This is a genomic window from Modestobacter lapidis (assembly GCF_054780755.1).
Genome location: NZ_BAAGVS010000002.1, coordinates 253,273 through 276,727, shown reverse-complemented (window position 1 = coordinate 276,727; position 23,455 = coordinate 253,273). Strand labels below are relative to the sequence as shown.

Genomic DNA, 23,455 nt, shown 5'->3' with positions numbered 1-23,455 from the left:
GTGGCTCCTTCTACCTCGATCGGCGGACCCGGGCGGCCCTCCGGCGGAGCATGCCACTGCCCGGCCGGACCGGCGGAAGGAGCCGGCCGCCCCCGGTCAGCCGTCGGCGGGCAGCACGACGCGGGCGACGGCGACCGCCTCGGGTGGTGGTCCCGGGGCGGCCGCGGCCGCGCGCAACCAGGCGGCCAGCGGCCCGGCCAGCGCCGGGGACGCGGTCACGATCCACGCCGCGCTGCGCGCCCGCGCCTCGGCGACGTGCTCGGTGCTGCCGTCGGGGAGGTGGGCGACGACCTCCGGGCGGGAGGCCAGCAGACCCGCCGACCGCCACGCCCCGGGGGTGGACCGGGCGGCCAGGTCCTCCAGCCGGTCGGCGGCGGTGCGCAGCAGCTCACGGGCATCGGCGTCCATGCCCGCGAGTCTGCCGCCGGGCGCAACGCGGCGGGTCAGCCCGTCGTCGGGTGGGTCGGCCGGGGCCTTCGCGCACCCGCCGCCCCGGGCCGACCCCGGAGTAGCGTGCGGAGGACGGTCCCCTCGTTCCCCGTACCGGCGACCAGCCGGCCGGGAGACCCCCAACACCGCCGCTGCGCCGGCGGAGTCAGGCCGGTGCCGCCATGACCGCTCCCGCCACCACCGCCCACCCCGTCCCGGCCCCCGAGGCGCGCGACGAGATCGCCGACGTGACCCCGGACGAGGGCCGCTGCGGTTCCTGCCCGCATCCGCTGGCCGCCCACGACCCGATCGGGCTGCGGTTCTGCCGGGCCACCCGGGCCGGTGGCATCAGCCGCGGCTGCGTCTGCCGGACCGCCTGACGCCACCGCCACCGAACCTGCCCGGCACCGACGGGCCCGGTGAGCCGCTCAGTCGCCGGTCGCCGATGCCCGGTCGGCGCGGCGCTGCTCGACGACGGCCCGGGTCGCGCGCTGCCGTCGAGCAGCCGCCACCGCGGTCGTGCGCGCGGGGCGCCGCCGGGCCGGCTCCTCCGAGAGCTGCTGAGCAGCCAGCAGGGTGGCCGACGGGCGGACGGTCGCCGCGACCGGGGTGACCACGACCAACCGGTCACCACCGCCGTCGGTGATCGGCTCCGGCACGACCGGGAGCGGAGGTCCGACGGCGTCCGGCTCGACGACGTCGGGAGCCCCGGTCGGCAGGACCAGCGGCGCGATCAGCATCGCGCGTACCCGCGGACGTCCATGTCGAGCGATCCTGACTGTCGAGCGGCGATGTGACCCAGGACGCCGGCGGGGCCCGATCCGGCGATCGGGGCGTCCTGACGGTACGCGCGTGGCGACGGCTCCCGCGCCCCTCTCCCGCCCGGCGGTGACCGCTCGCGGCGTCCCCGTGACCCGGCGCTCGCACCCCCTGCGACAGCGGTGTGCCACCGTTCCCGGCATGGTGAACGTCCTCTCCATCCAGTCCCACGTGGCCTACGGGCATGCGGGCAACGACTCGGCGGTGTTCCCGCTGCAGCGCCTCGGCATCGAGGTGTGGCCCGTGCACACCGTGCAGTTCTCCAACCACACCGGCTACGGCGCCTGGACCGGCCGGGTCTTCGACGGCCAGGCCGTCGAGGAGGTCGTCGGCGGGATCGCCGACCGCGGCGTGCTGGGCACCTGCGATGCGGTGCTGTCGGGCTACCTCGGCTCGGCCGACATCGGGCACGCCGTGGTGCAGAGCGTCGGACGGGTCCGCGCGGCCAACCCGGACGCCGTCTACTGCTGCGACCCGGTGATCGGCGACGTCGGCCGGGGCGTCTTCGTCCGGCCGGGCATCCCCGAGTTCATGCGGGAGGTCGCCGTCCCGGTCGCCGACGTCGTCACGCCCAACCACTACGAGCTCGACGCGCTCGCCGGCGTTCCCACGGGCTCGCTCACCTCCGTCCGGGACGCCGTCGCCGCGGTGCAGGCGCTCGGCCCGCGGGTCGTGCTCACCACCTCGCTGGTCACCGAGGACACCCCGGCCGACGCCGTGGACCTGCTGGCGTCGGAGGGCGGCCGGCACTTCCGGGTGCGCACGCCGCGGCTGGACCTGTCGGTGAACGGCGCCGGGGACGCCATCGCCGCGCTGTTCCTCGCCCACTGGCTGGCCACCCGCGACGCCGGCACCGCCCTCGGCCGGGCCACCGCGTCGGTGTTCGGCCTGCTCAGGGCGACCGCGGACGCCGGCTCCCGGGAGATCCTGCTGATCGCCGCCCAGGACGAGTGCGTCTCGCCCACGCGGACCTTTGACGTCGAGGAGATCTGAGATGGTTCCCGGGTTCCCGTCGCTGGCCCAGCTGGCCGCCGAGGAGGACGAACTGCAGTTCACCGGCTTCACCAACGAGGACGCCTGGGAGCTGGGCTCGGCGCTGGTCGCCGCCGCCCGGGCCCAGCGGGCGCCGGTGGCGATCGACATCCGGCGCAACGGCCACCAGCTGTTCAAGGCCGCCCTACCCGGCGCCACCCCGGACAACGACACCTGGATCGAGCGCAAGGCCCGGGTGGTGCAGCGGTTCGCCCACAGCAGCCTCTACGTCGGCCAGCGCAGCCGGGAGGCCGGCCAGACCTTCGAGGCGGAGTTCGGCCTGGACCCGCAGCAGTACGCCGCGCACGGCGGCGCCGTGCCGGTCACGGTGCGATCGGTCGGCCAGGTCGGCGTAGTCGTGGTCTCCGGGTTGCCGCAGGTGGCCGACCACCTGATGGTCGTCGCCGCGATGCGGGCGCACCTGGGCCGCTGACGGGCTGGGCCGGTGGCCGGCCTCCTGCGCCGGTCGGGATCCCTCCCCCGGCTCACTCGGCTGCCGCGCCGGCGGGGTTGCCCTCGGCCTGCTCGCTGCTCGGCGCCCCCACCCACACGGTCTTGGCGTTCTGGAACTCCCGCATGCCCAGCTCGGTGAGCTCCCGGCCGTAGCCGCTCTGCTTCACCCCGCCGAAGGGCAGCTCCGGGTAGCTGGTGGTCATCCCGTTGATGAACGCCATGCCGGCGGCGATGTCCCGGACGAACTGCGCCCGCTCGCCCTCGTCCTCGCTCCACAGGTTGGAACCGAGGCCGTAGGGGTGGCTGTTGGCGATCTCGATGGCCTCGTCGAGGCTGCCGACGGTGTACAGCGCGGCGACCGGGCCGAACACCTCCTCGGCGTGCATCGCCATCTCCGGGGTGACGCCGGTGAGCAGGGTCGGCTGGTAGAACCAGCCCGGCCGGTCGGGGCGCGTTCCGCCGACGACGACGGTGGCGCCCCTGGACCGGGCGTCCTCCACGTACTGCTCGACGTCGTCCCGGCCGGACTCGGTGGCCAGCGGCCCGACCTGGGTGTCGGGGTCCATCGGATCGCCGACGGTCAGCGCGCCGATCCTGTTCGCGAAGATGCGGGTGAACTCCTCGGCCACGTCGGCGTGCACGAAGAACCGCTTGGCCGAGATGCAGCTCTGCCCGTTGTTCTGGTTGCGGGAGGTGACCGCGACCCCGGCCGCCGCATCGAGGTCGGCCGAGGGCATCACGATGAACGGGTCGCTGCCGCCGAGCTCGAGCACGGTGGGCTTCAGCGCGTCGCCGGCGATGGCGGCCACCGACTGGCCGGCCGGCGCGCTGCCGGTGAGCGTCGCCGCTACGACGCGGTCGTCGCGGAGCACCCGCTCGATGGTCGACGAGCCGATGAGCAGAGTCTGGAAGACACCGGCCGGGAAGCCGGCCCTGCCGAACAGCTCCTCCAGGTAGAGCGCGGTCTGCGGCACGTTGCTGGCGTGCTTGAGCAGGCCGACGTTGCCGGCCATCAGCGCCGGGGCGGCGAAGCGCATCGCCTGCCACAGCGGGAAGTTCCACGGCATGACGGCCAGGACGACGCCCAACGGCTGGTAGGTGACGTAGGCGTCCTGCGCCCCGACCGCCTCGGCGTCGCACGGCGTGGGTTCGAGGAACGCCGGGCCGCGCTCGGCGTAGTAGCGCAGCGCCTTCGCGCACTTGCCGACCTCCGCCTGGGCCGAGGCGAAGGTCTTGCCCATCTCGGTGGTCATCAGCTCGGCGACGGAGTCGGTGTCGGCGTCCAGCACGTCGGCCGCGGCCCGCAGCCAGCCGACCCGCTGCTCGACCGTCGTCAGCCGGTAGGAGGCGAAGGCCGTCGCGGCGCCGGCGATCTTCTCCTCCAGCGCCTCGTCGGACAACGGATCGAAGGTCGTCAGCGTCTCGCCGGTGGTGGGGTTGATCGTCGCGATCGCCATACCGCTCCCCTGCCCGGCGGCCCGCGGACGGAAACCGCGCTCAGATCCGGTAGGCGCGCAGCTTGGCGTAGAGGGTGGGCCGCGACAGCCCGAGCTTCCTGGCCGCGGCGCTCTTGTTGCCGGCGCAGGCGGTGAGCACCTCGGCGATGACGGCGGCCTCGGCCCGCTCCAGCAGGGTGCGCCGCCGGGTACCGGGCGCCGTCCGCACCGGGGCGGGCAGGTGGTCGACGGTGACCAGGCGGCCGGCTGCAGCCGCCACCGCGCGCCGCACCACCAGCCCGAGCTCGGCGACGTTCCCCGGCCACGGGTTCCCGGCCAGCACCGCCAGCGCCGCCGCGCTCCAGCGCGTGCCGGGCGGGCTCAGCTCCTGGACCAGCGGGGTGATCTCCTCCGGCCGCGCCCGCAGCGGCGGCAGCTCGACGAGGGTGGCCACCAGGCCGTCGAGCAGTTCGGTGATCTCGACGGTGACGGTCGCGCCGACGGAGGCAGCCACCAGCGTCCCGGCCGATGCCGCGGCCGCCAGGCCGGCCACCAGCTCCGCCGATCCGGCACCGGTCAGCGGCAGCCGCTCCAGGTTGCGCAGCACCACGGCGGAACCGTCGTCGGCCCAGTCCGGCCTGGCGGCGCCGTCGACGACGCGCACGGCCGGCGCTCGCTCGCCGCAGACCTCGCGCAGCAGCGTGGCCCGGCCGGTGCCGGGCTCGCCCTGCACCACCGGGAACCCGCCGGTGTCCAGCACCCGGCGCACGGTGTCCGCAGCCCGGCGCGCCGGCGTCCGCGCGAACGACGGCGCCGGGGGGCCACCCGGCGTGCCGGGCGTGCGCGGCCCGACCGTGACCACCACTCCTTCGTTCCGGCCCCCTTCGGCCACTCGGCGGAGGGTCGCCGTCCGGGCGTCGAGCTCGGGCAGCTGCACCGGGCCGCCGTCCTCGACGGCGGCGAGCACGCCGGACCACCACCGGTGGTGGTCGATGCCCAGCTCGGCGGCCGCCTGGTTGGCGATCAGCACGTCGGGCCCCAGGACCAGGACCGGCGCCACCGTGCCCGCCCGCTCGGCGAGGAAGGCGTCGAACAAGCGGCGCTCCCGGTCGCCGGCGGCCTGCAGCAGCGCCTCCTGGACCTCCCGGACCAGGAGCGTCACCGTGGGTGCCAGCAGTGGGGTGGTGTGCTCGGCCCGGCAGGTGACGTTCACCGCCCCCACGGCGCGCCGGGTGAGCGGGTGGTGGACCGGCCCCGCGGCGCACGTGAACCGGTGGAAGGGCTCCTTGAAGTGCTCGTCCCCCCGGATGGTGACCACCCGGCCGTTCTCCAGCGAGGTGCCCAGCCCGTTGGTACCGGCGTGCTCCTCGTCGAAGTAGAAGCCCTCGACGATGTCCATCGCGTCCAGCGACCGGTTCAGCGCCGCATCCGACACCCACCGCCACACGACCTGACCGGACCGGTTGGTGAGCGCGAGGGCGGTGTCGGTGCCCACCAGCAGCTCCGCCATCCGCGCGAGCACCGGCACGGCCACCCCCGCGAACCGGCTGTCGGTGTCCGGCTCGTCGTGCGGCAGGGCGATCCGCTGCGGGTCGACGCCGGAGAGCCGGGACCGCCGCCAGGACTGCAGGACCTCCTCCCGGACCCCGGACAGCTCCTGCCCCAGCTGGAACCGCTCCCAGGCCCGCCGGACCGCCGTCTCCACGCGCTCTCCTCACGATCCCCGGCCCGGCCGACCGTTCCGATCCTTTACACCGGGGCGGGTGTGACGCAGCTTACGTTCGGCGTCCACCGGACGAATTCGAGGAGGACCCATGGACAGGCTGCGGTTCGGCATCTTCCTGGCCCCGTTCCACCCGGCCGGGGAGAACCCCACCCTGGCCCTGCAACGCGACCTGGAACTGGTCGAGCACCTCGACCGCCTCGACTACGACGAGGCCTGGATCGGCGAGCACCACTCGGCGGGCAGCGAGATCATCGCCTCCCCGGAGATCTTCATCGCCGCGGCCGCGGAGCGCACGAAGCGGATCAAGCTCGGCACCGGCGTCACGTCGATCACCTACCACAACCCGCTCTGGGTGGCCGAGCGGATGGTCATGCTCGACCACCTGACCCGCGGCCGCGCCATGCTCGGCTGCGGCCCGGGGTCACTGCCCACCGACTCGATGATGCTGGGCATGAACCCGACCGACACCCGGGAGCTGCTGCCGGTCGACCTGGACATCATCATGCGGCTGCTGCACGGGGAGACCGTCACCGCGCAGACCAGGACGCACACCCTGATCGACGCCCGGCTGCACCTGCGCCCGTACACCCAGCCGCACTTCGAGGTGGCGGTCGCCGCCGTCGCCTCGCCGACCGGCCCCCGGATGGCCGGCACCCACGGCGTGGGTCTGCTGTCCATCGGCGCGACGCTGACCCAGGACGGGTTCGACGCGCTGGCCCACCACTGGAACGTCGTCCAGGAGCAGGCCGAGGCGCACGGGAAGACCGTCGACCGGTCCGCCTGGCGGCTGGTGGGCCTGATGCACATCGCCGAGACCCGCGAGCAGGCCTACCGGGAGGTCGAGCACGGCATCGAGGCGTGGTTCCGGTACTTTCAGAAGACGGCGGCGTTCCCGCAGATGGCGGTCGAGGGCGGCGACGTCAAGGAGATGATCGACTTCATCAACGAGGCCGGCATCGGCGCGATCGGCACGGTCGAGGACGCCCGGGCCCAGGTGCAGCGGCTGTGGGACCAGTCCAACGGCGGCTTCGGCGCGATGCTGCTGCTGGCCCACGAGTGGGCGGACCCGCAGGCGACCAAGCGCTCCTACGAGCTCATCGCCCAGCACGTGATGCCGCACTTCCAGGGCGGCCAGGTCAGCCACGCGCAGGCGACGCTGGGCGCCAAGGAGCGGGCCATGGGCAAGCGCGAGGACTACGCCGCCCAGCAGCTGCAGGCGGTCGCCACGATGACCGAGCGCTACGAGCAGGAGCGGGCCGCGACGAAGTGAGCCCAGGGGGCGGTGGCCGGCCGGCCACCGCCCCCTGCGCCACCAACCCCTGAGCCGTCGTGCCCGTGCTCCTCGATCCCGGCCCTGGCGACGGGCCCGCCCCTCCCGGGGGAGCCCGGTGCGGCTGGGCCCTCCGCACCGTCGGCGGAGTGGTTGAGTGGGCGACGTCCGATCGGGACGCCGTTCGTCCAGCGAGGAGCGACATGACCCTGGCGCCGTTGCCGCTGCACCGGTTCCCGCTGTGCCGCTCCAGCGACGTGCACGAGTTCGCCGCCCGGCTCAACAGCGTCTACTACCCGGCCACGGTGGTGCCCGGCGCGAGCCGGCGCTTCCCGGGCACCTCGGTGCTGCACGCGGTGCACACCCCGGACTTCACCCTCGGCTACATCCGGCCGGGTGGGGACGTCGAGGTCACCCCGGTCGAGGACACCACCACCTACCACGTCAACCTGGCGCTGTCCGGGTCGCTGACGGCGGTCAGCGGCAGCGACGAGGTGACGGTGCGGCCCGGGCACGCCTCGGTGCACAGCCCGCGCCGGACGCACGTGCTGCGGGCCCGGGCCGGCAGCGAGCTGATCGGCCTGAAGCTGAGCCGGGAGCTGGTGGAGGGCGAGCTGGGCGCGCTGCTCGGCCGGCCGGTGACCGGCCCGGTACGGCTGGCCCCCAGCTTCGACCTGCGGAACGGCGCCGGCCGCTCGTGGCTGGCGCTGGCGCAGCTGATCATGACCGAGGTCGACCGGCCGGGGCTGCTGGACGGCGCGCTCGTGCGGAAGCAGTACATGCGCACCCTGGTCGCCGGGCTGCTCACCGCGCAGCGGCACGAGCTGACCGACGCGCTGCGCGGGGCCGAGACGCCGCTGCGGCCGCGCACCCTGCGCCGGGCGCTGGACCACCTGCACGCGCACTTCGACGAGCCGCTCACCGTTCCCGACCTGGCGGTGGCGGCCGGCTGCAGCGTGCGGCGGCTGCAGGAGAGCTTCGCCGAGCACCTGGGCATCGCGCCGATGACCCACCTGCGCACCGTGCGGCTGGACGCCGCCCGGCGGCAGCTCGCCGAGGGCAGCGGCACCGTCACCGAGGTCGCCCAGCGGTGCGGGTTCACCCACCTGGGCCGGTTCTCCGCCGCCTACCGGGAGCGGTTCGGCGAGCTGCCGTCGCGGACGCTGGGCGGCGCGGCGGAGTGACCCCGGGTCCTCAGCCCGGCAGGTTCCCGCCGATCAGCACGAACGCCAGCAGGCACGACTCGTCGGACCTGTTGGCCCAGGCATGCCGGGTGCCGCGCTGCACGAGCACGTCGCCGGCGGTCATCCTGACCTCCATGGTGTCCATCACCGCGTAGATCTCGCCCTTGAGCACGATGGCGTAGTCGATCGACTTCGTGGTGTGGAACGCCAGCGGCCGGATCTCGTTGCCCTCGGCGTCGAACCGCCAGTCGCGGTCCGGCGGGAGCTCCAGGGTGCGGAAGATCGTGCCGACCTCCGAGGGGCCCACACTGAGCTGGGCGTCGGTGTCGTAGGGGTCGACGACCGGGCCGGTGTTGTCCGCCGGTGCGGTCTCGGTGCGCCACAGCTGGGTGGCCACGTAGGTCGGGGTGTCGTGGCCGACGGTCGCGTGCTTCGCGACATCCTCCATCACGATCGTCGACCGGCCCTGCTCGTCGACGCCGGTGACCAGGCGCCGCACCCTCGCGGTCGTCGGCGCCGGCTCCACGCCACTGGAGAACGGGTTGTAGTCGGCCACGGGAGCTCCTCTGGGGGACGGACGCAGATCGGCCGAACCCTAGACACTCCCCCGCCCGCGCCGCCCGGCCCCGGCGGATCGGCCGCGCATCCCGGCCACCGGTCGCGCGCAGTGGACAGGAGGACCCGGAGCGCGGGGTTAGCGTGACCGTGCCCACACCCCCGCGCCCGGTGACCCGCACCCGGCCGACCCAGCAGGAAGGCCCCGGCTGCCCATGTCGACGCCGTCGTCGCCCGAGCACGTCCCCTCGAACTACGACCGCGCTCCGCAGTACGACGGGATGGTCGTCGAGCGCGATGTCTACGTGCCGATGCGTGACGGCGTCCGGCTGTGCGTCGACATCTACCGGCCCGACACCTCCGACGTGCTGCCCGCGCTGCTGGCCTTCGCGATCTACAACAAGGACATCCAGGGCCCGGACATGTCCGCCGCGATCCCGCCGCAGCCGGCCTGGTCGCCGCTGTGGAGCGGGCCGATGGAGGCCGGCGACACCCGGTTCCTCACCTCCCGCGGCTACATCCACGTCGTGGGCATGCCCCGCGGCGTCGGCAAGTCCGAGAGCGGCGGCTCACGCCAGTACGACTCCTACGACCTGATCGAGTGGATCGCGCAGCAGGCCTGGTGCGACGGCTCGGTGGGCATGGTGGGCATCTCCGGTTTCGGCGCCGAGCAGATGCACGTCGCCCGGCAGAAGCCACCGCACCTCAAGGCGATCTTCCCGTTCGACCCGCGCGGTGCCTACGGCGAGCTGGGCGGGTTCCGGGAGGAGTACCCGGGCGGCGTCGTCCACCTGTTCCGCTACCTGGTCGGCCACTTCGGCACCTTCCACCAGGACCGCGGCGCCCCCGGCGAGCTGCCACCCGAGCGCGAGGCGCTCTGGCGAGAGGCGATGGACAACCCGGACTACAAGATTCACCCGCACCTCTACAACGTGGTGTCGATGAAGGGCCAGCACATGCCGGCCTACTTCAACGTGCTCATCGACCCGTTCGAGGCCGCGGGCGTGCTCGAGCGCAGCGAGGCCTCCTTCGCCGACATCGACATCCCCGTCTACACCGGCTCGGGCTGGTACGCCTACACCTACAAGACGCACCTGCAGGGCGCGCAGACCTACTGGCGACACCTGGCCGGCTCGGCCAAGAAGCTGCTGTTCACCGGCCCGGCGCACCTCGAGCGGCCCTTCCACGGGCTGCACTCGGAAATCCTGCGCTGGTACGACCACTGGCTGAAGGGCCTGGACACCGGCGTCCTCGACGAGCCGCCGGTGCGCTACTGGGTCACCGGCACCAACGAGTGGCGCACCGGCAGCGACTGGCCGCTGCCCGAGACGCGGTGGACGCCGTTCTACCTCAACAGCTGGGAGCGGCTCAAGCCCGAGCCGTGGGTGCCCGGTTCGGTGGACGACGTCGTCCCGCCGGACTCCTTCGTGCAGATGCCGCTGACCCACACCCGGAAGGTGTCGACCCTCCGCTTCATCAGCGAGCCGCTCAGCGAGCCGATGCTGATCGCCGGCCCGGCCAAGGTGACGCTGTTCGCCGCGATCGACCAGCCCGACACCAACTGGATCGTCTCGCTCAAGGACATCGGCCCCGACCCGCACGTGATGACCGTCCGCGAGGGCGAGCGCGAGCTCGATCCCACGCTGCCCGAGCGCGAGCTCACCCGCGGCTGGCTCAAGGCCTCCAACCGGGCGCTGGACCCCGAGCGCAGCACCGAGTGGAAGCCGTTCCACAAGCTCACCCGCGCCGCCGCCGAGCCGGTGACGCCCGGGGAGGTGGTGGAGTACCAGATCGAGGTGCTCGCGACGGCGAACACCTTCGAGAAGGGCCACCGGATCTGCGTGGAGATCAGCGCCATGGACGTGCCGACCGGCGTGGCCGGCGCGACCAACGCCGAGTACGTGCCCTACCACGTCACCAGCTCGCGGACGACGCTGCACACCGTCTACCACGACACCGCGCGGCCCTCGTCGATCCTGCTGCCCGTCATCCCGCTCACGAACGGAGACCCCTCATGACCGTCCCCCGCGCCGAGGACACCCCGGCTCCGGCCGTTCCCAAGGAGCTCGCCGAGGACATCACCGAGGACACCGTCACCGACGCCGTCGTCGAGAGCTTCGCCGGCGCCCCGGACGCCCGGCTGCAGGAGCTGCTCGGCGCGTTCGTCCGGCACCTGCACGCCGCCGTCCGCGAGGTCGAGCCGACCATGGACGAGTGGGAGACGGCGATCGGCTTCCTGACCCGCACCGGGCAGAAGTGCGATGACGTCCGGCAGGAGTTCGTGCTGCTCTCCGACGTGCTCGGCATCTCCGCCCTGGTCGAGAACATCAACCACCGCAAGGTCGCCGGCGCCACCGAGGCCACCGTGCTCGGCCCCTTCCACATGACCGAGTCGCCGGTTCGGGACAACGGGGACTGCATCGACCTGGTCGGCGGCCGGACCCCGTGCGTCGTCACCGGCCGGGTACTCACCACCGACGGGACGCCCATCCCCGGCGCGCAGGTCGACGTGTGGCAGGCCGACGAGAACGGCTTCTACGACGTCCAGGTGCCCGACGTGCAGCCGGCCGGCAACGGCCGGGGCCTGTTCACCACCGACGACGAGGGCCGGTTCTGGTTCACCACCGTCGTGCCCAGCTACTACCCGATCCCGACCGACGGCCCGGTCGGCCAGCTGCTCGAGGCGACGAAGCGGCACCCGAACCGGCCGGCGCACATCCACTTCATCGCCGACGCCCCCGGGTACACCCAGGTCACCACGCACATCTTCGTGTCCGGCAGCCCGTACCTGGACTCCGACGCCGTCTTCGCGGTCAAGCGCAGCCTGGTGCGCGATTTCGAGCCGGCCGACGACCCGGCCGGTGCCGAGCGGTACGGGGTGAGCAACCCCTACCGGCACGCCCAGATCGACCTCGTGGTCCAGGAGGCCGCCGGGTGACCTCGACGCTCCCCCGGCGCTCGGTCGGGCAGCGCGTCAAGCGGCACGACGGCGACGCGCACCTGACCGGCCAGGCGGTATACACCGGCGACGTCACCGTCCCCGGCACGACGCACGCGGCGCTCGTCCGCTCACCGCACGCCCACGCCACCATCGAGTCGATCGACACCACGGCGGCGCTGGCGCACCCCGGCGTGCTGGCCGTGGTCACCGGAGCGGAGATCGCTGCGGTCACCGACGAGATCCCGCACGGCCTGGACGCCGGGCACCTGGGCGGGCACCACGCCGTCGTCCGGCCGCTGGCGGTGGGCAAGGTGGTGCACGTCGGTGAGCCGGTCGCCGCCGTCGTCGCACTCACCCCGGCCGACGCGGCCGCGGCCGCGCTGCTGGTCGAGGTCGGCTACGACCTGCTGCCGGTGGTGCTCGACCCGGACGCCGCGCTCGCCGAGGACGCGCCGCTGCTCTACCCCGAGTGGGGCGACAACGTGATCATCGCCCGGGAGGTCGGCCCGGACGACTTCGACGAGGTCGCGACGTCGGCCGCGCACGTGCTGGACGGCGAGCTGCGCGGCCACCGCGGCAACGCGGCCCCGATGGAGACCCGCACCTATCTGGCCGACTGGGACTCCCGGCGCCGGCACCTCACCGTCTGGGCCACCACCCAGAACCCGCACGTGATGCGCACGGTGCTGGCCTCGACGCTGCGGCTGCCCGAGGGCTCGATCCGGGTCATCGCGCTCAAGATCGGGGGCTCGTTCGGGCTGAAGATGTACGGCAACCGGGAGGACTTCATCGCCCCGGTGCTCAGCCGGCTGGTCGGCCGCCCGGTGAAGTGGGTCGAGGAGCGGTCGGCGGCCCTGCTGCCCGCCGCCCGTGACCAGCGGCTGGCCTACCGGGTCGCCTTCGACGACGACGGCCGGCTGCGCGCGCTGGACGTGCACGCCGTCTCCGACCACGGCGCGGGGGCGGCGACGCACGGTTGGGGCATGGCGCACGTCGGCGCGCTCGCCACCGGGCTGGGCTACGCGCTGGACCACTGCCACGTCCGGTACACCGTCGTTGCCACCAACAAGGCGCCGTGGGTGGGCACCAAGCCGTTCGGCAAGGAGAGCGCCACCCTGCTGCTCGAGCGGATCATGGACCGGATCGCGGTCACCACCGGCCTGGACCCGGCCGAGGTCCGCCGGCGCAACTTCCTCGCCCCCGACGCCTTTCCGCACACGCACACCTCCGGCCTGGAGCTCGACAGCGGCGACTACGCCGCCGCCCTCGACCTGACCCTGGAGCTGCTGGACCACCCGGCGGCCCGGGCCATGCAGTCCGCCGCGCGGGCGGAGGGCCGCTGCGTCGGCATCGGGCTGGGGTTCGAGCTGATGCCGGAGAGCGCGGACATCCCCGGCGCCCTGGTCGCCGCCTTCGACACCTCGACGGTGCGGATGAGCCCCTCGGGGCAGGTCACCGTGCTCACCGGGGTCACCTCACCGGGCACCGGCAACGACACCGCCATCGCCCAGCTGGTCGCCGACGAGCTCGGCGTCGCGATGTCGGAGATCACCGTCGTCCAGGGCGACACCGACCTGTGCCCCTACGGCTTCGGCAACATCTCCAGCCGGTCGATCATCACCGGCGGCAACGCGGCGGTGCTCGCCGCCCGCGATCTGGTCGCCACCCTGCACACCACCGCCCGGGCGATGCTGTCCGCCGGACCGGAGGAGGCGATCGTGCTCGGCGACGGGATGGCGCAGGTGGCCGGCGATCCCGAGCGGGCGCTACCGGTCCCGGCGGTGGCCGGCGCCGTCCACACCCTCAGCTACCTGCTGGGGCTGGACATCGAGCCGAGGCTGGAGTCGACGCGCACCTACCGTCCGGCCAACGTGCGGCAGGTGCCCGACGAGCTCGGCCGGATGAACACCTACACGACCTACCCCTATGCGGTGCACGCGTCCCTGCTGGAGGTCGACCCGGAGACCGGGTCGGTCACCCTGCTGCGGCACGTCGTGACGCACGACTGCGGAACGGTGGTCAACCCGATGTTCGTCGACGGCCAGGTGACCGGCGGTGTCGCCATGGGCATCGGCGCGGCGCTGGGCGAGGAGCTCGTCTTCGACGCCGACGGCGTTCCCGCGAGCACCGGCTTCAAGACCTACCTGCTGCCCCGGGCGATCGACCTGCCCCGGGTGGAGCTCGGCCACCTGTGCACGCCGGCCCCCGGCACGCCGCTGGGCGCCAAGGGCGTCGGCGAGGCCGGTTTCTCCGGCGCGCTCGCCGCGGTGGTGAACGCGGTCAACGACGCGATCGCCCCGCTGGGCGCCGCGCTCGAGGCCACCCCGGTCAGCCCGCCGCGGGTGCTGGCCGCGCTGCTCGAGGCGGGCCAGTGATCCCGCACCGGTTCGACTACGTGGCCCCCGACAGCCTGGCCGGCTGCATCGAGGCACTGAACACCGCGGCCCCGGCCGGCGGGGACGGCGAGGACGCGCGGGTGCTGGCCGGCGGCACCTGGGTGCTGCCGGAGATGAGCCGCGCGGAGTCCCGCCCGGCCCGGCTGGTCGACCTCCGCCGCGCCGGGCTGGGCGGGGTCACCGGCACCGGCTCCGGGCTCTCGGTGGGCGCGATGTGCACCTACGCCGAGCTGCTGGCCAGCCCGGACGTCCTCCGGCACGCCCCGCTGCTGCACACCATGGCCGAGGGCATCACCGGCGGCTGGGCGCTGCGCAGCCAGGCGACGGTGGGCGGGTCGGCGGTCTCCGCCCGGCCGCAATCCGACGTTCCCGGTGCGCTGGTGGCCTGCGGCGCCGTCGCCCGGGCCGTCGGGCCGGAGGGCGAGCGACGCTTTCCGGTGGCCGAGCTGTTCGCGGCCGCCATGCACTCCTCGCTCCTGCCGGGCGAGGTGCTCACCGGCTTCGACGTGCCGTCCACCGCCGGCGCCGGGTCCGGCTACGTGAAGCTCAAGCGGGGTGGCAGCTCCTGGCCGATCGCGACCGCCGCGGCCCTGGTCCGGCTGGGCGACGAGGGCGTCTGCCGGCAGGTGTCGCTGGTGCTGGGCGCGGTCACCGCGACCCCGCTACGGGTCGACGTCGACGCCGCCCTGGTCGGCACCACCCCCGGTGACGACGGCGTCCGGGAGGCCGCCCACCTGGCCGGCGCCGCCGTCGACGAGCCCTGGGACGACCTGCTCGCTCCCGGCAGCTACCGGGCGGCGGTCGCCGCCCCCATCGCCCGCCGCGCGCTGACCATGGCGTTGGTGGCGGCCCGCACGACGATCCAGGAGACGCGCGCGTGAGCGACCCCACCACCACCAGCACGGTCGACCTGACCCTCACGGTCAACGGCGAACGGCGCACCGCCGCGGTCGACGGCCGGGCGCTGCTGCTCGACGCGTTGCGCGACGGGTTCGGCGTCACCGGGCCGAAGAGCGGCTGCCGCACCGGCGACTGCGGCGCCTGCACCGTGCGGGTCGAGGGCCTCATCGCCAAGTCGTGCCTGCGGCTGGCGGTGGCCGAGCAGGGCGCGCAGGTGCAGACCCTGGAGGGCCTGGCCACCGACGGTGCGCTGACCCCGCTGCAGTCGGCGTTCTGGGAGAACAACGCCTTCCAGTGCGGCTACTGCCTGTCCGGGATGCTGTTCGCCGCCGAGGACCTGCTCGAGCGCGTCCCCTCCCCCACCGAGGGCCAGATCCGGGAGGCGATCAGCGGCAACCTGTGCCGGTGCACCGGCTACGACGCGATCGTCGACGCCATCGCGTCCTGCGCCGGAGGAGAACGCCCGAACGACCGACCCGGAGGAGCCCCCGCATGACCCGATTCGTCCTCGTCCACGGCGCGTTCGCCGGTGGCTGGTGCTGGGAACCCCTCGCCGCCGAACTCCGACGCCGCGGTCACACCGTCTCGGCCCCGGACCTGCCCGGGTCGGGTGCGGACACCACACCGCTACCGGACGTCACCCTCGACGCGTACGCCGAGCGGGTCTGCTCGGTGCTGGCCGAGTCGCCGGACGAGGCGGTCCTGGTGGGTCACAGCATGGGCGGCGTCGTCATCACCCAGACCGCCGCCCGGTGCCCCGAGCGGATCGCCCGCCTGGTGTACGTGGCCGCCTTCCTGCCCCGCGACGAGCAGAGCCTGGTGGGGCTGACCGATCTGCCGGAGGGCGCCGGGGACGGCGTCCAGGCCAACATCACGGTCAGCGGCGAGCCGCCGGTCGCCGACATGTCCGCCGAGGCCTGCCGGGGGGTCTTCTACGGGACCACCTCCGCGGAGCGGACGGAGTGGGCGCTGGAGCGTCAGGGCCGACAGCCCGTTCTCCCGTTCGTCACCCCGGTGTCGCTGGGCGGCGGGGTGGACGACATCCCCCGCAGCTACGTGGTCTGCACCGAAGACCGGGCGATCCCGCCGGCGCTGCAGCGGCGGATGATCGCCGACAACCCGTGCACCGACGTCCTCGAGCTGCCCGCGGACCACTCCCCGTACCTGTCGGCGACGACCGAGCTGGCCGACTTCCTGGAGCACTGAAGAAGGACCCCGCTGCCCCCCGCCCTTCGCGAGCTCAGGGCAAGACCCTGCAGCAGGGCCGAGCGGGGCCCCTTCTTCAGGCGGCGTCGGCCGGCGCGATGCCGGTGTTCATCACCTCGAGCAGCGTGTGCGCATCGAGGTGCCGCCCGCTGAGCCGGGCGCAGACCTTGCCGTCGTAGAAGACGATCACCTCGTCGCAGACACTGGCGAGCTCCCGCGGGTCCGACGACGCCACCAACTGCACCGCCCCGTTGTCGGCCTGCTCACGGAAGAGGCCGTAGATCTCGGCCTTGGCGCCGACGTCGATGCCACGGGTCGGGTCGTCGAGCAGCAGCACCGTCGGGCGGGCCTCCAGCCACTTGGCGAAGACCACCTTCTGCTGGTTGCCGCCCGACAGCATGCCGACCTCCAGGTCGACCGACGGGGTCTTGATGCCCAGCCGGCGCACGTGCTCGGCAGCACGCTCCCGCACCTTGCCGGCCCGGATGACCATGCCGTCGCGGCGCAGCGCCACCGAGCTCACCTGGCCGATGTTGTCCCAGATGGGCTTGTCGAGCATGACGCCGAAGCGCTTCCGGTCACCGGACACGATGGCGACGCCCTGGCTGATGGCGCCGCGCAGCCCGGCCTTGAGCGGGCTGCCGTCGGGCAGCACGACCCGGCCGCGGCTGGGCCGGGCCACCCCGGAGGCCACGTCGAGCACGGCGCGGTGCCCGGCGCCGGCGATGCCGGCGAGGCCGACCACCCGGCCGCAGGGGACGACGAGGTCGACGTCCTGCAACTGCCCGGGGACGGTGACGTTCTCCAGCCGCAACGCCGGCTGGCCCGGCTCGACGGCCAGCGCCCCCGAGTGCGCGCGTTCCTCCACGACCGCGGCGACCTTGTCGCCCAGCATGTGCTGGACGATCCGGTCCACGGTCAGCGTGCTGGCCGGCACGGACGGGACGGCCACCCGCCCGTCCCGCATGATCGTCACCTCGTCGCAGACGGCGAGGACGTCCTCCAGGTGGTGCGAGACGTACACGACCGCCACGTCCCGGGTGCGCAGCCGGCGGAGCACGTCGTGCAGCCGCTCGGACTCCCGGGAGTGCAGCGCCGACGTCGGCTCGTCGAGGATCAGCACCGCCGGGTCGGTGACCAGTGCCCGGGCGATCTCGAGCAGCTGGCGCTGGTCCAGCGGCAGGTGTTCCACCGGCGCGTCGAGCGCCAGGTCGAGACCCAGCTCGTCGAGCACCGGCCGGGCCTTGGCCGCCATTCCCCGCCGGTCGACCAGCGGACCGCGCTTGTACTCCCGCATCGGGAAGAGGTTGGACAGCACGTCCAGGTCGGGGAACAGGCTGAGTTCCTGGGAGACCACGGCGATGCCCTTGTCCACCGCGTCCGCGGTGTTGGCGACCGTCAGGTCCTTGCCGCCCAGGCGCAGGACACCCGCGTCCGGGGTCACGGCGCCGACGAGCACCTTGACCAGCGTCGACTTGCCCGCACCGTTCTCACCGAGCAGCGCGTGCACGCTGCCGGCCCGAACGGTCAGATCGACCCCGGCCAGGGCGACGACGCCGCCGTAGGCCTTGCGGATGCCCTGCGCCTCGAGCACTGGTCTCAGCCCTCCAGCGGCTGGATCGGCGGGTTGGCGAACTGCTCCTCGGCGAGCGGCTTGTAGTACTCCAGCTTCGCCTCGCGCGATTCCTGGCGGGCCTGGATCTCGGCCACGTTCTCCTGGGTGACCAGCTCGGCCGTGCTCACCCACCAACCCTCGGGGATCTCGTTCTCACCGAGGGCGTTCTCGATCAGCATCCGGGTGGCCAGGTAGCCCTTGAGGAAGTGCTGCGGGTCGGCCGTGGCGAAGTTCGTGCCGTCGGCGACGGCCTCCAGCCCGGCCTTGTTCAGGTCGAACGCGCCGGTGAGCAGGTTGCCGCCTTTCTCCCGGTTGATCCGGGCGAGCGAGGCGAGCGCGGCGTCCCCGGAGTCCATGAACACCGTGGCGTCGGCGTTGGCCGAGACGAGGTTGTTCCAGGCGGCGTAGTTGCCGGTCGGGTCCGGGGCGCTGGCCACCGGGCCGACGACCTCGAAGCCGGGCAGCTGCTCCTGGAACGCCTTGGCCATGCCCTCGGCGCGCAGGTCGAGGGTCGGCACACCCGGGATCGGGCTGGCGACGACGGCCTTGCCCTCGGTGGTGCCCTGCTCCCCGAGGATGCGGATCGCCTCGTCGGCCAGCATCTCGCCGGCCGCGATGTTGTCGTTGCCGATGTAGGTGGTGATGCCGGAGCCCGGGAGCGGGGGCGTGTCCACGGCGATGACCGGGATGCCCGCGTCCACGGCGCGCGCCTCGGCACGCGTCAGCAGGTCGGGGGTCAGGGTCTCGATGGCGATGCCGTCGGGGGCGGTCCGGATCGCGTCCTCGAACATCTTCACCTGCGCCGGGCCGTCGAGCTTGGTCGGGGCGATGACCTGGACGTCGACGCCGAACTCCTCACCGGCCGCTTCCGCACCCTCCATCATCTCGATGGCGAAGTTCTGGCTGCCGTCGGCGCCGATGAAGGCGATCTGGAGGTCTTCCGCGGCCGCAGCGGCGTCACCGCCGCCCTCGCTGTCCTCGGTGTCGCCGCCGCTGCTGCCGCAGGCAGCCATGAGCACGACCATGGCGCCGGCCACCAGCACGCGAGATCCGCGGGCCACGGGGCCGGTACGCACGGTCGACGCTGATCGTGTACGCACGATGTTCCTCCTGAGATGGACGTGAGTCGGGGTGGTACGGGGTGACGCCCCCGCGGACCGGAACGGCTCCGCGGGGAGGAAGGGAGAGAGGTGCCCGGGCCGACCGGACGTCTCAGAGGTGGGTACCGCTGCCGGCGCGCGCCCGGCGGCGGCGGCGGACGGCGCTGTCCAGGGACACCGCCCCGAGGATCACCGCGCCGGTGGCGAACTGGTTCCAGTTGATCGGGACGCTGAAGTAGGCCAGCCCGCTGGCCACGACACCGAGCAGGACAGCGCCGAGAGCGGCGCCGACGATGGTGGCCTTGCCGCCGGCCAGCGACGTGCCACCGATCACGGCCGCGGCGATGGCGAGCAGCTCGTAGCCGCTGCCGGTGTTGGGATCCGCAGCGCCGAGGTAACCGATGGTGAGCACGCCGGCCAGGCCGCCGAGGGCGCCGCTGAGCACGAAGGCCTGCATCCGCACCCGGTTGACCGGGATGCCGCTGAACAGCGCGGCGTCGGGGTTGGAGCCGATGGACCTGACCCGGTATCCGAACGGCGTCGCCCGCAGCACCACGGTCAGCACGATGACGACCACCACCAGCACGATGCCGGTCACCGGCACGCCGAGGACGTCGCCGCTGATCACCTGGGAGAACGGGTCGTCCACCGGGGGGCCGAGGACCTGCGTCCCGTCGCTGAGCGCGAGCGTGAGACCTCGGAACATCGCCAGCGTGGCCAGCGTGGCCACGATCGACGGCAGGCCGAAGTACTGGATGAGCAGGGCGTTGAACAGGCCGAGGAGACCGCCGGCGACGATCGCCAGCACGGCGGCCAGCCACGGGTTCATCCCCGCGGTCGTGAGCATGGCGCAGGCCAGCGCGGTGAGCGCGTAGACCGAGCCGACGGACAGGTCCAGCTCGCGCATCGCCAGCAGGAACGCCATCCCGCAGGCCAGGATCCCGATGTAGGTGGCCTGGTTCAGGATCGCCATGAGCTGGTCGAACTGCAGGAAGCGCGGGTGGAACGCGCCGATCAGCAGGACCAGCGCCAGCGTGGCGATGAGCACGCCGAGGTACTCCTGGGCCAGCAGCGTCCGGCCGAACCCGTTCCGCGGCTGGCGCGGCGCCGGTGGCTGCTCGGTCGGCGTGGGCGTCGAGACGGTCGTCTCGCTCATGCCCGGACGCCCCGACGCGCGGCCTGGCGGCCGGCGCTCGTGGCGGGCGGGACGTCGTCGCTGACGGTCACGTGGTGCCTCTTCCCCGTTCTGCGCGGCCAGGGCCGCCGCTGACGTGTGTGCTCCGGCAGGTAGTACGTCCGGACCGGTCACCCGCGAGGGACGCGGACCCACGGCCACGGTGTCCCCGGCCGGGTTTTCGTTGTGCGAACGGCCGTTCGTTATCGCGGTGACAGTGCTGGGCCGTTCCCGTGTTGTCAAGGTCACTAGGGGTCCAGGGGTGAGGCCGTGACCGTTTCGTGGCCGAAGGCGCCCCGAGGCCCCCCGGCCCCGCGGCCCCGGTCCGGCCGGGCTAGGACTCCGCGTCCACCGGCAACGCGCGCCAGCGCCAGGTGCAGCGCAGCCGCAGGCGTCCGCCGGCCGGCACCTCGGTCGCCCGGCCGAGGGACGGCGCGTCCGGTGGCCCGGTCTGCGGCTCCAGGCAGAGCTCGCCGGGGCGCTCGTCGAAGAGCACCCAGTGATCGGCGCTGGACTCGACGTGCAGCTCCAGCGCCCCCGGCCAGCGCAGCCCGGGCGGTGCGGTGAACCCGCGGAAGCAGTCGTCCCACGGCCCCGGCCGGAGCGGGACCAGCTCGCCGGTGGGCAGACCGGCCGGCCCCCGCACGTACTGCTCCCCGCCGCTGAGCAACCACCGGGCGTCCGCACCGCGGGCCAGCCGGCGGGCGAACCACGGGTGCCAGCCCATGGTCACCGGCATGGCCTCCTCGGCGTGCAGGACGAGCTCGCTGACCAGCGAGTCGGCGCCCAGCTCCAGGCGCTGCTCGAGCCGTCCGCGGGCCGGCCAGCCGTCGCCGAGGTCAGTGGCGCACCTCAGGGTGGTGTCGTCGGCGTCGACCACCGCCCACGCCCGCTCGGCCACGGTGCCGTGGATGGCGTGCGGCGGCGCGAGCCGCGGCAGCTGGTGATCGACCCCGGCCAGGGTCACCCGCCCCTGTCCCAGCCGGCCGGCGTAGGGGGCCATCACGAAGGTGCCCGACCGCATGCCCGGCGGTAGCGGCACGTCGGCGCTGGTCAGCAGCTCCAGGCCGGCCACCCGCCAGGAGCTCCAGCGGGCTCCGGTCGAGGGGTCGACGGCGAGCTCGGCATCGCCACAGCGCAGGCGCACGGTCACCGGGTCAGTATCCGGCGGCCGCGGGGCGCGGCCGGTCAGAGACCCGGCTCGGCGGCCGCGACGATCGCCCGGACCTCCGCCGCGGTCTCCGGCTGCACCGGCAGGTGCGGCAGCACCGCCGGCACCTCCTCCAGCAGCAGACCCTCGGCCAGCAGAGCGCGCACCAGCGCCTCGGCCTCCGCCCGCGGCACCGGCACGGTCAGACCGGCCGCGTCGAGCGCGGCCCGGGCGAGGAAGAGGGTTCCGGCCAGGTCGTCGCCGGCCGGCTCGGTGACCGGGGCGGGGGCCGGGGCGGCCGCGGTGCGGGTGATCCCCTCGGCCGCGCGGACCAGCGAGAGCGGCAGCCCCTCGGCCTCCACCTCGACCAGCGGCACCGTGCCCAGCGCGGCGAGCACCAGGTGCTCGGCGTCGATCCGCAGCGGCGCCTCCCACTCCCCCACCCGGACGACCTCGACCAGGTCGCGGCCGTCCTCCCCCAGCTCGTCCAGCAGCTCCTGCCACGCGGCGCGGCGGGTCGCGCGGGCCCGCTCGGCGGCCTGCACGCAGGTGGCCAGCACGAAGGGCTCCAGCACCTGGGCGTCGAAGCGCTCGGCGTGGACGGCGCCGTCGGGGTCGAGGGCGTTGAGCGCGTCCTGGAAGCTGCCCGGCCGGGCGTCGCCGAGCTCCAGCCGGCCGTCCTCCTCCCCGCTGAGCGGCTGCCCGCTGGCCGCCCGCACGCCGATGGTCACGCCGGTGGCCACCAGCCGGCCGCCACGCCGCAGGTGGTGCGGCTGGTCGGAGAGCCCGACGCTCCAGGCGCAGGCCTCCGCGATCAGCGCCGGTGCACGCTCGCGCAGCACCTCGCGGGTCAGCAGGGCCATGAAGTCGACGTCGAACACGCCTCCACAGTGCCCGCGCTGCCCGGCTGGTGCACCCTCCCCCACGGACCGGCCCCGTGCCACGCTGACCGGGTGGCTGTCGAACGCACGGTGCGGCTGCGGTTCGGGCACGACGCCCGGGCGGCGGGCACGCACACCAACCTGTCCGCCGTCCGCAGCGACGGCCCGGTGCTGTGGGTGGCCGGCGACGAGACCGCGACGGTGGAACGGCTGGTCGCCGACGATCCCGACGACCCGGCCGAGTTCGGTGACCAGACCACCTACCGGCTCGCCGACCTGGTCCAGCTGCCCGGGGAGGACGCCGCGGAGGAGCCGGACATCGAGGGGCTGGCCCGGGACGGCCACTTCCTGTGGGCGGTCGGGTCGCACAGCCTGCGCCGGCGGCAGATCAAGGCCAAGCACTCCGGCGACAAGGCGCTGCGCCGGCTGGCCAAGGTCACCGGCCAGGCCAACCGGCAGGTGCTGGTGCGCATCCCGGTAGCCGACGTCGACGGCCTGCCCACCCTGGTGCCCGAGCTGGCGGTGGCCGGCAGCCGGCACCGGGCGGCCGTGTTCGGCGCCCACGGCACCGACCTGCGCGATCTGCTGGCCGACGACGAGCACCTGGGCCCGTTCCTCCCGATCCCGGGCAAGGACAACGGGCTGGACGTCGAGGGCATCGCGGTGGCCGGCCCCCGGGTGTACCTGGGCCTGCGCGGACCGGTGCTGCGCGGCTGGGCGGTGGTGCTGGAGCTCCGCCCCGAGGTGCACCCCGACGACCCGGGGCGGCTGGAGCTGCTCCCGGTCGACGACGGGCGCCGGTACCGCACCCACGTACTGCGGCTGGACGGCCTGGGGGTGCGCGACCTGTGCCCGCACGGCGAGGACCTGCTGGTGCTGGCCGGCCCGACGATGGACCTGGACGGGCCGGTGCACGTGTTCCGCTGGCACGGCGCCCTGACCACCGAGGCGCCCCAGGTGGTGCGGGGCGAGCTGCTCACCCGGGAGCTGACGCTTCCCTTCGGCGTCGGTGACGACCACGCCGAGGGGCTCGGGTTGCTCGGTCCGGCTGCGGACCCGCGGCTGCTGGTGGTCTACGACAGCCCGGCGCCGTCCCGGCTCACCGGTGACGGGTGCGTCACGGCCGACGTCGTCCGGCTGCCGTGAGGCCCCCTTTCGGGGGCCGACCCTGAGCCTGCGAAGGGGATC

General features: G+C 73.9%; 22 protein-coding genes. 12 read left to right on the top strand and 10 right to left on the bottom strand.

Annotation, left to right across the window (positions count from 1 at the left end):
* Nucleotides 1-96: 96 nt before the first annotated feature.
* Nucleotides 97-408 (bottom strand): hypothetical protein, encoded by a 312-nt coding sequence (locus tag ACYVG5_RS03950; protein WP_222046781.1) that lies wholly within the window; start codon nt 406-408, stop codon nt 97-99.
* 203 nt (nt 409-611) lie between these two features.
* On the opposite strand from ACYVG5_RS03950, the gene ACYVG5_RS03945 reads away from it, so the two are divergent.
* On the top strand, nt 612-809 hold the full coding sequence (locus ACYVG5_RS03945; protein ID WP_222046779.1) for an RGCVC family protein: 198 nt from the start codon (nt 612-614) through the stop codon (nt 807-809).
* A 48-nt stretch (nt 810-857) separates the two neighbouring features.
* Here ACYVG5_RS03945 and ACYVG5_RS03940 read toward each other — a convergent pair whose 3' ends face one another.
* Nucleotides 858-1,169 carry a hypothetical protein gene (locus ACYVG5_RS03940; protein WP_222046777.1) on the bottom strand — a complete coding sequence of 104 codons (312 nt, stop codon included), beginning with the start codon at nt 1,167-1,169 and terminating at the stop codon, nt 858-860.
* A 220-nt stretch (nt 1,170-1,389) separates the two neighbouring features.
* Between ACYVG5_RS03940 and pdxY the strand changes: the two genes are divergently transcribed.
* Nucleotides 1,390-2,241, top strand: a complete 852-nt coding sequence (gene pdxY, locus ACYVG5_RS03935) for a pyridoxal kinase PdxY (protein WP_222047008.1) — start codon at nt 1,390-1,392, stop codon at nt 2,239-2,241.
* Nucleotide 2,242: 1 nt separating this feature from the next.
* A complete protein-coding gene (locus tag ACYVG5_RS03930; RefSeq protein WP_222046775.1) occupies nt 2,243-2,713 on the top strand; it encodes a heme-degrading domain-containing protein in 471 nt (156 codons plus the stop codon).
* Between the two features lie 52 nt (nt 2,714-2,765).
* Here the strand turns inward: ACYVG5_RS03930 and ACYVG5_RS03925 are convergent, their stop codons facing one another.
* Together ACYVG5_RS03925 and ACYVG5_RS03920 are read right to left on the bottom strand one after the other, a co-directional pair.
* Nucleotides 2,766-4,190 carry an NADP-dependent succinic semialdehyde dehydrogenase gene (locus ACYVG5_RS03925; RefSeq protein WP_222046773.1) on the bottom strand — a complete coding sequence of 475 codons (1,425 nt, stop codon included), beginning with the start codon at nt 4,188-4,190 and terminating at the stop codon, nt 2,766-2,768.
* Nucleotides 4,191-4,230: 40 nt separating this feature from the next.
* On the bottom strand, nt 4,231-5,874 hold the full coding sequence (locus ACYVG5_RS03920; RefSeq protein WP_222046771.1) for a sigma-54-dependent Fis family transcriptional regulator: 1,644 nt from the start codon (nt 5,872-5,874) through the stop codon (nt 4,231-4,233).
* Nucleotides 5,875-5,983: 109 nt separating this feature from the next.
* Between ACYVG5_RS03920 and ACYVG5_RS03915 the strand changes: the two genes are divergently transcribed.
* Nucleotides 5,984-7,165, top strand: coding sequence for an LLM class flavin-dependent oxidoreductase (locus ACYVG5_RS03915; RefSeq protein WP_222046770.1), 1,182 nt, complete (start codon nt 5,984-5,986; stop codon nt 7,163-7,165).
* Nucleotides 7,166-7,368: 203 nt separating this feature from the next.
* A complete protein-coding gene (locus ACYVG5_RS03910; RefSeq protein ID WP_222046768.1) occupies nt 7,369-8,349 on the top strand; it encodes an AraC family transcriptional regulator in 981 nt (326 codons plus the stop codon).
* Nucleotides 8,350-8,359: 10 nt separating this feature from the next.
* Here the strand turns inward: ACYVG5_RS03910 and ACYVG5_RS03905 are convergent, their stop codons facing one another.
* Nucleotides 8,360-8,905, bottom strand: a complete 546-nt coding sequence (locus ACYVG5_RS03905; protein ID WP_222046766.1) for a cupin domain-containing protein — start codon at nt 8,903-8,905, stop codon at nt 8,360-8,362.
* 214 nt (nt 8,906-9,119) lie between these two features.
* On the opposite strand from ACYVG5_RS03905, the gene ACYVG5_RS03900 reads away from it, so the two are divergent.
* The 6 genes from ACYVG5_RS03900 to ACYVG5_RS03875 are packed head-to-tail and all read left to right on the top strand — an operon-like array spanning nt 9,120 to nt 16,347.
* Nucleotides 9,120-10,922: a CocE/NonD family hydrolase gene (locus ACYVG5_RS03900; RefSeq protein WP_222046764.1), complete on the top strand. Its 1,803-nt coding sequence runs from the start codon at nt 9,120-9,122 to the stop codon at nt 10,920-10,922.
* On the top strand, nt 10,919-11,842 hold the full coding sequence (locus tag ACYVG5_RS03895) for an intradiol ring-cleavage dioxygenase (protein WP_222046762.1): 924 nt from the start codon (nt 10,919-10,921) through the stop codon (nt 11,840-11,842). Before ACYVG5_RS03900 ends, ACYVG5_RS03895 begins: the two co-directional genes overlap by 4 nt.
* On the top strand, nt 11,839-14,220 hold the full coding sequence (locus ACYVG5_RS03890; RefSeq protein WP_222046760.1) for a xanthine dehydrogenase family protein molybdopterin-binding subunit: 2,382 nt from the start codon (nt 11,839-11,841) through the stop codon (nt 14,218-14,220). The genes ACYVG5_RS03895 and ACYVG5_RS03890 overlap by 4 nt, the downstream gene beginning before the upstream one ends.
* Nucleotides 14,217-15,122 (top strand): FAD binding domain-containing protein, encoded by a 906-nt coding sequence (locus tag ACYVG5_RS03885; RefSeq protein ID WP_222046758.1) that lies wholly within the window; start codon nt 14,217-14,219, stop codon nt 15,120-15,122. Before ACYVG5_RS03890 ends, ACYVG5_RS03885 begins: the two co-directional genes overlap by 4 nt.
* Entirely contained in the window at nt 15,119-15,637 is a 519-nt protein-coding gene (locus ACYVG5_RS03880) for a (2Fe-2S)-binding protein (protein ID WP_222046756.1), read from the top strand. Before ACYVG5_RS03885 ends, ACYVG5_RS03880 begins: the two co-directional genes overlap by 4 nt.
* Nucleotides 15,634-16,347: an alpha/beta fold hydrolase gene (locus ACYVG5_RS03875; protein ID WP_222046754.1), complete on the top strand. Its 714-nt coding sequence runs from the start codon at nt 15,634-15,636 to the stop codon at nt 16,345-16,347. The genes ACYVG5_RS03880 and ACYVG5_RS03875 overlap by 4 nt, the downstream gene beginning before the upstream one ends.
* Nucleotides 16,348-16,423: 76 nt before the next feature.
* Here the strand turns inward: ACYVG5_RS03875 and ACYVG5_RS03870 are convergent, their stop codons facing one another.
* From ACYVG5_RS03870 to ACYVG5_RS03850, 5 genes are all read right to left on the bottom strand, one after another.
* Nucleotides 16,424-17,941, bottom strand: a complete 1,518-nt coding sequence (locus tag ACYVG5_RS03870) for a sugar ABC transporter ATP-binding protein (protein ID WP_222046752.1) — start codon at nt 17,939-17,941, stop codon at nt 16,424-16,426.
* Between the two features lie 5 nt (nt 17,942-17,946).
* Nucleotides 17,947-19,062, bottom strand: coding sequence for a sugar ABC transporter substrate-binding protein (locus tag ACYVG5_RS03865; protein ID WP_222046750.1), 1,116 nt, complete (start codon nt 19,060-19,062; stop codon nt 17,947-17,949).
* Between the two features lie 112 nt (nt 19,063-19,174).
* A complete protein-coding gene (locus ACYVG5_RS03860; protein WP_222046748.1) occupies nt 19,175-20,218 on the bottom strand; it encodes an ABC transporter permease in 1,044 nt (347 codons plus the stop codon).
* A gap of 352 nt (nt 20,219-20,570) precedes the next feature.
* The gene (locus ACYVG5_RS03855) at nt 20,571-21,389 is read right to left on the bottom strand and encodes an aldose 1-epimerase (RefSeq protein WP_222046746.1); all 819 of its coding nucleotides are present in this window, start codon (nt 21,387-21,389) and stop codon (nt 20,571-20,573) included.
* Nucleotides 21,390-21,424: 35 nt separating this feature from the next.
* A complete protein-coding gene (locus ACYVG5_RS03850) occupies nt 21,425-22,267 on the bottom strand; it encodes a hypothetical protein (protein ID WP_222047006.1) in 843 nt (280 codons plus the stop codon).
* A gap of 72 nt (nt 22,268-22,339) precedes the next feature.
* Between ACYVG5_RS03850 and ACYVG5_RS03845 the strand changes: the two genes are divergently transcribed.
* A complete protein-coding gene (locus ACYVG5_RS03845; protein WP_222046744.1) occupies nt 22,340-23,413 on the top strand; it encodes a DUF3616 domain-containing protein in 1,074 nt (357 codons plus the stop codon).
* The last annotated feature ends 42 nt before the right edge of the window (nt 23,414-23,455 follow it).